At 41.4% G+C, this 10,865-nt stretch carries 10 protein-coding genes (1 of these 10 running past the window's edge); 1 reads left to right on the forward strand and 9 read right to left on the reverse strand.

Translation table 11 applies throughout. The features are described from left to right. Window positions 1-122 precede the first annotated feature (122 nt). Entirely contained in the window at window positions 123-1,940 is a 1,818-nt protein-coding gene (locus tag D7D53_RS07895; protein WP_120770638.1) for an acyltransferase family protein, read from the reverse strand. A gap of 100 nt (window positions 1,941-2,040) precedes the next feature. Continuing rightward, the gene (gene tgt / locus D7D53_RS07900) at window positions 2,041-3,183 is read right to left on the reverse strand and encodes a tRNA guanosine(34) transglycosylase Tgt (protein ID WP_001285237.1); all 1,143 of its coding nucleotides are present in this window, start codon (window positions 3,181-3,183) and stop codon (window positions 2,041-2,043) included. A 116-nt stretch (window positions 3,184-3,299) separates the two neighbouring features. Between tgt and D7D53_RS07905 the strand changes: the two genes are divergently transcribed. Next, the gene (locus tag D7D53_RS07905; RefSeq protein WP_120770639.1) at window positions 3,300-4,157 is read left to right on the forward strand and encodes a DUF975 family protein; all 858 of its coding nucleotides are present in this window, start codon (window positions 3,300-3,302) and stop codon (window positions 4,155-4,157) included. A 26-nt stretch (window positions 4,158-4,183) separates the two neighbouring features. Here D7D53_RS07905 and pcp read toward each other — a convergent pair whose 3' ends face one another. From pcp to thrC, 7 genes are all read right to left on the reverse strand, one after another. Continuing rightward, window positions 4,184-4,828, reverse strand: a complete 645-nt coding sequence (pcp, locus tag D7D53_RS07910; protein WP_120770640.1) for a pyroglutamyl-peptidase I — start codon at window positions 4,826-4,828, stop codon at window positions 4,184-4,186. Window positions 4,829-4,940: 112 nt separating this feature from the next. After that, on the reverse strand, window positions 4,941-5,303 hold the full coding sequence (locus D7D53_RS07915; RefSeq protein ID WP_120770641.1) for a DUF1304 domain-containing protein: 363 nt from the start codon (window positions 5,301-5,303) through the stop codon (window positions 4,941-4,943). Between the two features lie 10 nt (window positions 5,304-5,313). Continuing rightward, window positions 5,314-5,739, reverse strand: a complete 426-nt coding sequence (locus tag D7D53_RS07920; protein ID WP_162927892.1) for a MarR family winged helix-turn-helix transcriptional regulator — start codon at window positions 5,737-5,739, stop codon at window positions 5,314-5,316. A gap of 306 nt (window positions 5,740-6,045) precedes the next feature. Beyond that, on the reverse strand, window positions 6,046-7,251 hold the full coding sequence (locus tag D7D53_RS07925; protein WP_120770642.1) for a LysM peptidoglycan-binding domain-containing protein: 1,206 nt from the start codon (window positions 7,249-7,251) through the stop codon (window positions 6,046-6,048). A 162-nt stretch (window positions 7,252-7,413) separates the two neighbouring features. Next, window positions 7,414-8,037 (reverse strand): HAD family hydrolase, encoded by a 624-nt coding sequence (locus D7D53_RS07930; protein ID WP_120770643.1) that lies wholly within the window; start codon window positions 8,035-8,037, stop codon window positions 7,414-7,416. Between the two features lie 3 nt (window positions 8,038-8,040). Then, a complete protein-coding gene (locus D7D53_RS07935) occupies window positions 8,041-9,321 on the reverse strand; it encodes an MATE family efflux transporter (RefSeq protein WP_120770644.1) in 1,281 nt (426 codons plus the stop codon). A 60-nt stretch (window positions 9,322-9,381) separates the two neighbouring features. Then, window positions 9,382-10,865, reverse strand: partial view of a threonine synthase gene (gene thrC, locus D7D53_RS07940; RefSeq protein WP_120770645.1) — the 3' portion only. The gene runs 1 nt beyond the window's last position; 1,484 of the gene's 1,485 nt are visible here — the last part of the coding sequence; the start codon is cut by the window's right edge — 2 of its three bases fall inside, at window positions 10,864-10,865; its stop codon occupies window positions 9,382-9,384.

Below are 10,865 nucleotides of genomic sequence, written 5' to 3' on the forward strand. Positions count from 1 at the left end.
ACAATTTATTATGTCAATTACATTATAAACCTTTCTTTTTTATTTGTAAATGGTATAGACCTATTTTCTAAAGATATTTTAAAAGAGCTGGATTTCTCCAACTCTTCTCTTTTTAATACAAGTTATTTTGATTTGACTGGCTTGTCTTGAGCTGTTTGCAAGGCTGTGGCAATGGTATCTGCATACAATTTAGCTCCTGCTTCAATCTTACTATTGTCACTTCCAAAATGGACTTGGTCTGTCCCAGTCCAAATTTCTGGATGTTCCTTAGCAGCTTGATTCCAATCTGCTATCGTGATGTAAGGAGTCTTCTCTGCCAATTCTCTCATATAGGCAGCCTCTTTCTCAACGATTGCATAGGTCTCTTTTGTCTTATCCCCCTCATAAGGAGTCACCAAAACCATATGGTGGCCCTTAGGAAGATTTTTTACGATACTATCCCAGTCTTCCTTGTAATTTTCAGGATTATTTACCCCAGTTGCAATAACCACCATCTTTGGTAGAAATTTATTCTGGCTATTGTTGAGCATGATTTCGTTGGCAGTCTTGGTTGTTCTGCTGACCTGCGCGTTAATCTGTGCTCCAGGAAGAGCTGTCTGCAGAGCTGTATTAGCTCTTAGTGCTACCGAATCACCAATTAACATAGTGCCATCAGCAATTCCTAAACTATCAGCTTCTGCTCGTTCTGTCATTACCTTGGTCTGGCTAATATTTGTTGCAGCTTGCTTCAAGCCATTGACAGTTAAGTCTGTCTCAAAAGCTCCCACTTGTGGTGCCAACAGAGTTACTAAGAAGACAATGAAGGCCAAAATTCCAGTACTTGATGCAAGGATTATGTGAATATGAGGCAGGGGACGGAGGGTTTGTATAATAGGTGTGTCCTTTCCTGCAATCCAAGGTTCCAATACATAAAATGACAGACTGGCAAATCCATAAGAAAAAATCAGAGTCAGTAACACAGCAAGAAGATTTGATGTCAACTGTGAAAAAATGATATAGAAAGGCCAATGGAAAAGATAAACCGCATAGCTAGTATCCGCTAAAAAGCTGATAATCTTTGGCTCCTGCATGTTAGGAGTCTTTTCATGTAAGACACGCGCCGCCAGAATCATAGCAAGAGCTGCAAGACTGGCAAGCAAGAAGCCCATAAGATAGGCAAAGAGATAGGTAAATTTGACAAAGAAAGTCAAAATGAGTAGGAAGCCAAAACCTCCTCCAAAAACTAAAAGGGTCTTTCGTAAATCCCAGATTTTATCCAATTGCTTAATTAGGGAAGTCGTCTGACGAACGCCTACGATCGTTGCTAGGATACTTCCCAAAAAGAATGGATAGACATGAGTTAAACTGGAGAAGTAAACAGAGGAATAAGAGGTTACTAGAAAACTACCAATAAACATGGAGAAGAAGCTGATCAAGAAGGCAGCAGCAGATAAGAGAAAGACCATTCCCTTCAACTGACCATTTGATTTAGCCTGCTTAGATAAGAACCAAACTGCCAACCCCCAAAGAATATAGTAGTGCACCTCAACAGCCAGACTCCAATTATGAACAAACAAATGAGGAATGAACTGAGATTCATAACTTCCTCCTGTTAGAAGTTCATAGAAGTTGGTCATGAAGCCTAAGACACCCGCAATTTGACCCCCAATTCCAGCCACATAATCTTGGCGAACTAGAAAGGTAAAGGGCATGGTTACCAAGACCATCAAAACCACAGGTGGTACGATACGATAAAAGCGTCTCCTAAAAAATCCAACCAAATCAATTTCATGATTTTTAGAAAATTCTTCGATAAGTAGAGCTGTAATCAGGAAACCTGAAAATGTAAAAAAGACATCTACCCCGAAAAATCCTCCAGGAAAGATCGTCTGAAAGAAATGATACAAGAGTACCAAAAGTAAACCTGTAATCCTAATCAAGGAAAACCATTTAATGCGCATACGAGTTTATTCTCCCTTTCATTATACACTTTATTCTATCAAAAAAAGAAGAAAAATCCCAAGAGAAAACTTAGGATTTTTAGCTTATATCAATTCCAGTTTAAAAATTACGGCCTGACTTATTATAGCCATATTTTTCAACAAAATACTCACGGAATTCCAAGAGATTGTCATCCATGATGGCTTGTCGCACTTGCTTCATCAGGTTAAGCAAGAAGTAAAGATTGTGGTAGCTAGTCAAGCGGATACCAAAGGTTTCATCAGCCTTGAGCAGGTGACGAAGATAAGCGCGTGTATAATTCTTACATGTGTAGCAATCACACTCAGGATCTAGTGGCGTAAAGTCCTCAGCAAACTGAGCATTTTTGACAACCAAACGACCTTGACTGGTCATACAAGTTCCGTTACGAGCGATACGAGTCGGCAAGACACAGTCAAACATATCCACCCCACGAATCACCCCATCAATCAAGCTATCTGGCGCTCCCACACCCATCAAATAGCGAGGTTTGTTTTCAGGCAGCAGTTGAGTTGTGAAGTCCAAGACAGCATTCATCTCTTCATGGGTTTCTCCCACTGCTAAACCACCGATAGAGTAACCTGGAAAGTCCATGCTTACAAGGTCATGAGCTGATTGGCGACGCAGGTCTTCAAATCCTGCCCCCTGCACAATCCCAAATAATCCTTGGTCATGCGGACGACGATGAGCCTTCAAACCACGCTCAGCCCAACGGCTGGTACGCTCGATTGATTTCTTAACGTAGTCGTAAGGTTGATAAAACTGAGGACATTCGTCAAAGGACATCATGATGTCTGAACCCAGATTGTTCTGAATAGAGATGGCTTTTTCTGGGGACAAGAACATCTTAGAACCATTGAGATGGTTTTTAAAGGTTACCCCTTCTTCTGTGATATTACGGCTATCTGCTAGAGAATAAACCTGGAAACCACCACTATCTGTCAAGATAGGCTGGTCCCAATTCATGAACTTGTGGAGACCACCTGCGCGTGCGATGAGTTCATCTCCAGGACGAAGCCAGAGATGATAGGTGTTTGACAGGATAATTCCCGAACCCATCTCCTTCAATTCTTCAGGCGACTGAGTTTTGACAGTGGCTTGTGTCCCAACTGGCATAAACATAGGTGTTGGGAAGGTACCGTGGGGAGTGATGATTTCTCCCAGACGAGCTCCTGTGTGTTTTTCTTTCTTAATCAAACGGTATTTGATTGGTGAATCTGACATTTTTTACCTCCGAAGCTAGGAAAGACAGTCCCAGTTCATACTTTGTGCCCAAGGGCATACTGTATGATTTTATCAAAAAAAGCTGGAACTGTCACGAACTATGGTATAATGAGAGAATGAAATACCCAAAAATTGATTTAAAAACCGTTCGTCTGCAAGCCAGACAATTTCAGGCTGAAAATCCCCGCCTCTTTCTCGTCTATCTCTTACCTAGCATGCTGGTCATCTTGTCTGGCTTCCTCAATCCCTTAGAGCGTATCAACGAAGCAATTTTAGAACAACCCTTTTTAAGCGTGTTTGGCCATGTATTCCAAGCCTACCTCTTTCCATTATTAGTTTCCTTTATCGGAACAATACTTCTAACCAGTTCAGTCTATACAACACTGAAACTCATCAAGAATCCTGATACAGGACTATCCGTCAAAAATAGTCTCACACTCTTTAACGAAGAGCACTTTTCACAAACCTTTTTGACTCTCCTTCTCAAACGTTTCTATCTCTTCTTATGGAGTATTCCTAGTTTGCTTGGAATTTACTTTCTTTTTTACAGTAGCTTTCTAGCAAAGAAATTCGTTGTCCTTCATCCTGAATTTCCCAATCTGGATCTCACGTCAATTGAAACCGAGCGTTTCCTCATGACCTTTGGTCTTTACTTTCTAGCAAGTATCCTCTTGATGATTGTCGGAAATAGTCTCTATATTCCACAATACTATGCCTATTCACAGGTAGAATTTCTCCTCTGTGACACCCTAGACTTGGGACAAGCCAAACCAGGGCAAATCCTAAAAACCAGCCGTTTCCTGATGAAAGGCTACAAATTTCAGCGCTTTGTCCTAGACTTACAACTCCTTCCTTGGTACTTCCTCAATTGGATTACCTTTGGAATTGCTAGTTTCTCACTCCTACCCTACATTCAAATCAATAAAATGATTTTTTACCGAGCAGTACTGGCTCGAAAACGTCCAAAAGCTTGAAGGGTTTCCCTCAAGCTCTTTTTCTATCAATGAGTTTCTCCGCCTACCAACTTGAGGTCCTGATCTCCATATTCTATCATGGCTCCGATTGCTGCTTCTATCCCTCGCCTAATGTCCACTAAACTCATAGCTGGAGTAGTCGGTCGATTCACCACCTGTTCCATCATATAAGGAATGTGCATAAAACCTGCCTTAACATGTGGAAATTTCTTTTCTACCAAATAGAGAGCCTGATACATCAAATGATTGCAGACAAAAGTCCCTGCCGTATTGGAAACAGAGGCCGGCAAGCCCTCTTTTTTTATAGCTTGGACCATCGCTTTAATCGGCAAACTACTAAAGTAGGCCGGAGCACCATCTGGACGAATAGGAAGATCAATCGGTTGATTACCTTCGTTATCAGGAATGCGTGCATCGTCTTGATTAATGGCTACTCGCTCAGGTGTCAAGCTGGTTCTTCCACCTGCTTGGCCGATACAAAGGACAAAGTCAGGTTGATAGCGGTTCATCTCTTCTTCCAATACTTGAGCCGATTTGTGAAAGACTGTTGGCACTTCTAACCAACGGACCTCAGCACCATGGATTTCAGCTGGTAAACCTTTAACGGCCTCCAAAGCTGGATTGACCTTTTCCCCTCCAAAGGGCTCAAAACCTGTCACTAATACTTTCATTTCTAACTCCTCAAAACAAATTCAATGAGACTTTTTTCTTAAAAACAAGTATAACATATTTCCCTTATTCTGGAGTGAAAATGACTAGAGAGACTAAGATTGACCTTTGAACTTATTTAAAGAGAAAAATACTAATCAAGGTCAAAATAGCTGGTCCGCCTTGCTTTAAAATAATTTTTTTATCTGCTGTGAGAGAGCCATAAGCCGCAGCACCAATCACAAATAAAACAAAAATAGTCACAATTTCTAAATTCTGTGAGAAATAAATCCCATACAAGAGAAAGACTCCTAGCAGAGCATTATAAATCCCTTGATTTTTTAACAATGAACTTACAGACGGACGAGACAGTTCTTCCTTTTCCATGTTAAAGACACGACTAGTCGCATCTGATTGCGTTGCGATAGTTTCCAAATAAAAAATGTAAAAATGCTCCAAAGCAACAATCGTTGCTAAAATGATTGTAATAATTGACATCTATTTCTCCTTAAATTTCTATATTCTCAATACCCAAAACCAATTTGTTTACTAAACGGCTGAGTTCTGTTCTTTCAGACTCTGTTAAGATACTTTCCATCGCTTCTTTAACCTTGATATGTTGCAGAGGGGGATTCACCACTAACTGCTCCTTGGCATACTTCGCAGCCTCTACCAACACTTCTCGCTGATTTTCAGGATTGCGATGACGCTCCACCAAACCTTCCTTTTCTAAAATCTTGAAATGTCGTGTTAAAGCAGCCTGATCAATCTTCAAACGCTCCTGAACCGCTATTTGATTACAAGGAGAATGCTTCAGCAAAAATAATAAAATCTGATACCGTGTCAAACTAATCCCAAGCCTTTTTTCAAACAATTGCGTACTCGCTTGCTCAGACAAGCGGAGTTGATAAAGTAAATCTTGAATCTCTATCATTTCTTTCTCCTATATTGATTTATCAATAGTTGACTAATCAAGTATAATACAAAGTAAAATAGATTGCAAGAATGTTGCTTAAATCATTACAAAATGGTAACTTCCATTTTCCATTCATATTGATACTCAATGAAAATCAAAGAGCAAACTAGGAAGCTAGCTGCAGGCTATACTTGAGTACGGCAAGGCGAAACTGACGTGGTTTGAAGAGACTTTCGAAGAGTATGACAAAGAAAAACGAACGAGACTTACTTCCAATCATGAAAGCTAGATCTCATTCGTCAAAATGATATTACAAAGTCTGGTTTATCCATTCATTGAAACGTGAACGTGGTCATAGTGGTTCTCTGTCACGCTACCACGGTCCGGCATTGGATTCCAAGTGTTGGCTGGTCCATATATACTATTGAATGGAGCATAGAAACGTTGTTTCCAAATAATGTAACTAATTCCACGACTAGCCATGTTTTGAATAGCATATTCCGCAATCTTATCCCCTAATTCTGAGCTTTCTGGTACCATAAAGTCGATAGCCAAACCTTTTCCGTGATCTCCACTGTCTCCTGGACGGTAACCACTAAAGGATGTGATGCCAAACAAGTTAGCAATTTCTTCTTTAAAGGCAGCTGTTTGTGGTTGAAGGCCTGCATTTTCAGATTTCGCTACCGCAAGTCCAGCATAATCGGGCGCTGCTGGAGCCGCGTAAGTTGTTGAAACTGTTTTCGCCTCTTCTGGTTGATAAGTAGAAACTGCTGCTGTAGCTTCACTTGATGATGCTACTTCTTTTGCTTCTTCTGAACTTGTTGTAGTTGTTTCAGGTGCTTTTTCTTCAACTGGTGTTGCAGTTGCTTCCACTGCTGATTCAGCTTGAGTGCTTGCTTGTGTTTCCTGCTTCTCAGCTGGACTCGTTGCCTGAGGAGCTGCTTCTGCAACTGCACTACTTGTTTCGGCTGTTTGCTCCTCTGACGTTGAAGTATTTGTAGATGGTGCCACTTCTTCTGCAGTAGCAACTGTCTCTGCAACTTCTGAATTTGTTGCTACTTCTTTTGTACTTGTAGTTTCTACCGCTTTTGGCGCTTCTGCAATCGGTTGAGAAAGGTCTGCAACCTGAACAGTTTGATCATCAACCGTCACTTGATTGGTTGTCAAATCTGCTGTCGCAGTTGTCACTTCTTCACTAGAAGCTGCTTGAGGTGTTTGGATTTCAACTTCCGTTACTTCTTCTGCTTCATTGACAGTCGTTGTCAAAACAGTTTCTGGGAAAATCAAGTCCATATTCGTGATTTTATTCAAATTCGCAAGAACTGTGACATCTACACCCAAGGCTTCTGCAATGGTGCTCAAGGTATCACCATACTGAACGGTATAACTTGTTTTGTTATCCGTTTTAGTCAAATCATTTTGGATTTGCTCAACACTACGTGCAGTCCAAAGAAGTTCTTCTGCTTGGGTTGCCAATACTGGGGCAAACGACAAGGCTACTGTTGAGGCTAATAATATTCTTTTCTTCATTCTTTCAAATTCCTTTCAAATGAGTACCTGTCTATGATAACACAAAAAATGCAGAAAAAAAGCCCTCTCGGGCCTATTTAACAGAACTGTCCATTCCTTGTAACAAACTCGATTACTTGAAATAGTTTGTTAGGTCTCTGTCACAAAACTGACACAATCTTTTTATCGCTCAGCCTTAAAAAAACGGGAAATATCTGCTAACGCTTGAATCCTGTGATTGCCTTCATAAGACGACTCTAAAAAATTAATGCTTTGAATCTTACTATTCTGCGCAAATTCCACATCCAGCGTCCGATCCCCTATATAATAGGTCTTCTCAGAATCCAACTGATACTTGTCTAACAGATAGGTAGCTGCTTCTGAACTAGGTTTACGCGCAAAGCCACTCTGACTAGTTAAAATCTCCATAAAATAGGACTCCAAACCCAAATCTCTGAGAATGGTAAGAGCATTGTCTCCCTTATGAGTGTAAACAAACTGCTGAATTCCTGATGCCTCTGCCCAAGCTAGCACATCACGCGCACCTGGCATCAAAACTACCTGAGCATTCTTCTCAGCCAAACTCTGGGCACGCACCTGATTTAGCATTTCCACATCCAGCTTTCTCTCTTCTGCCGCCTGCACAAGTAAATCCTGCACAGAAAACTTGAGGATAAACTCTCTCACCTGCTCCTTTTCATAAGGAATAGAAAACTGAGCAAAAGTTTCCTCAATCCCTGACAAAATCGCTTCGTAAGAGTCCAATAAAGTCCCGTCTAAATCCCAAATAAAAGCTGTTTTTTGCATTTCCTATCCTTTCAAGCTCATATAACGCTGGTAACGGTAACGTAGAAATAACCAACGAAAACCATTATCCAAAAGGGTTCCGGCCCAAATACCGGGCAAGCCCCAACCAAGCACAATCCCCATCATATATCCTGTTCCAATGCGGATACACCACATTCCTATACTTGTCGCATAAAAGGGAAGTCGAGCATTGCCCAAACCCTGCCAGACTGCTGTATAGATGACTGTTCCTATCGTCATAGGAGTACCAAGTAGTGAAAAAAGTGTCACTAGCACACTAGCCTCCACCGCTAGAGAATCATTCGTATAGAGATGAGTCAGTGGTATGCCCAAGGCATAGACACTAAGCGTCAAGGGCAACATGAGAAGCAGAGAAAGCCAAAAGGTTTGCTTGCTCAAATTAGCTACTTTTTTCCAATTATCCTCCCCAACTGCTCGAGCCACCAGCATGACCGTTGCCGTAGCGACGCCAAAGGCAGGCATATAGTTAAACTGGGTCAAGACTTCTCCGACTGCATTTCCAGCCACTGCCTCTGTCCCGAAAGACACAACCAAGGCAATGATTACTACATCTCCAGCCCGCATCATAAGCCGCTCTCCAGCTGCTGGCAAAGCTAAGGTCAATAGTTCCTTATCTAAACCAAAAGTCGGTTTCTCAAAAGGCAACTTTAATTGCGACCATAAAATCACAAGACCTACCAAACGAGACAGAATTGTCCCCCAAGCAACACCAGCTATCCCCATATCCAGAACAAAAATAGCTAGACTTGAAAAAAGAATATTCAAGGCATTGGATAAAAGACTAACATAGAGAGGCAGACGTGGATTATGCGTTGCACGAATCAAGGCACCCAGACTGGTCATCAAGCCCAAAAGAACAATCGATCCGCCTACCAAGGATAGGTAGAGTCCACCACTCTCAGCTACATCTCTCTCCGTCCCCAAAAATCCTATCATCTCTTTTCCAGCGAAGATGGACAAAAATCCTAAAAGGAAACTTACTAGTAAGGTAATCTTCAAGGACTCAGTCACATGATAGGCTAGCATAGATTGATCCTTCTGCCCCAAACTTTTTGAAATAACACTAGAAATAGCAGCTCCCAGAGCGATGAAAATCGCCTGGTAAATCGTGATAATATTGCCAGCTACTGATACACCCGAAATAGCCATCAAGCCCAAGTGGGCTACCAAGTAACTATCCACCATCCCCATGAGCATCTGCAAAAAGTTTTCACCCATAGCTGGCAAGGCAATATTAAGAATGTCTTTATTTTTCTTAAACAATCCTTCCTCCTTATGAAAAGAAACTCAGTTAGTTTCCCAACCGAGTTTACTCCCTCTGTCTTAAAGTTCTAGATAAGCCTCAACCGCTACTTGCATGTCTGTTGCTGCAACAGTTGTCTTATGACGAACAGGAGCTGTTTCAAGCCCGTCAACTGCTGGCGGCACTGCCACTCCTGAAATATCATGTAATTGAGCCAAAGCTTCAAAGTCGCCAAGCCCTGATTTTCCAGTTACAGCTTCTACTGCAACCACTGGGAACTTGTATGGACTCGCTGTTGAAGCAATCACTGTCTTAGTCACATCGCCAGTAGCCGCTTGGTATTTCTTATAAACTGCCGAGGCAACCGCCGTATGTGGATCCTCGATATAAGAATCTGCCTCATAAACACGCTTGATTTCTGCCGCTGTTTCTTCCTCAGTCGCATATTCAGCTGCAAAGAGGTTAAGAATCTCTGCATCAAAGTCTGTCAATTCATATTGACCTTGGCTATTCAAGGCATTCATGAGCTCAGCTGTTTTAACCGCATTATTACCCAAAAGGTGGAAAATGAGACGCTCCAAGTTTGAAGATACCAAGATATCCATAGATGGGCTAGTTGTTACCTTAAACTCACGTTTCTTGTCGTAAACACGTGTCTTGAAAAAGTCTGTCAAAACATTGTTGTCATTTGAAGCACATATTAATTTGCCAACTGGTAGGCCAATTTGCTTAGCATAAAAGGCAGCCAAGATATTTCCAAAGTTTCCTGTTGGTACTGTGAAGTTGACCTTATCACCAGCCACAATCTCACCAGTCTTAACAAGCTGAGCGTAGGCATAAACATAATAAACAATCTGTGGCACCAAACGACCGATATTCATAGAGTTTGCAGATGAAAATTGCAACTTGTTGGACGATAATCTTTCACGAAGAGCCACATCGTTAAACATATGCTTCACATTTGTTTGGGCATCATCAAAGTTACCATCAATAGCGATAACATGAGTATTGTCACCAGTCTGAGTGGTCATTTGCAACTCTTGTACCTTGCTGACACCATCCTTTGGATAAAAGACGATAATCTCAGTACCAGGAACATCCGCAAACCCTGCCATAGCAGCTTTCCCAGTATCCCCAGATGTCGCTGTTAAGATGACAATCTTGTTCTCCAAACCATGCTTCTTAGCAGCTGTTGTCATAAAGTATGGCAAGATAGACAAAGCCATATCCTTAAAGGCAATTGTTGAACCATGGAAAAGCTCCAGATTGTATTGCCCGTCTAATTTCACTAATGGTGCGATAGCTGGATTATCAAACTTGCTATCGTAAGCATTGTTGATACAGTAGTCCAACTCTTCAGCTGTAAAGTCATCTAAAAATGCTGACAAAACAATCTTAGCAACTTCCTGATAAGATGCATCTTTCAATTTGTCAAAGTCCAAATCTACCTTTGGATAAGTAAGCGGTGTAAACAAACCACCATCCGTTGCCAAACCTTGCAAAATTGCTTGGCTAGCAGTTACTGTATTGTTGGCATCACGCGTTGATTGATAAACTAATGTCA

It is taken from the genome of Streptococcus gwangjuense (assembly GCF_003627155.1).
In the GTDB taxonomy this organism is placed as follows: Bacteria; Bacillota; Bacilli; order Lactobacillales; family Streptococcaceae; genus Streptococcus; species Streptococcus gwangjuensis.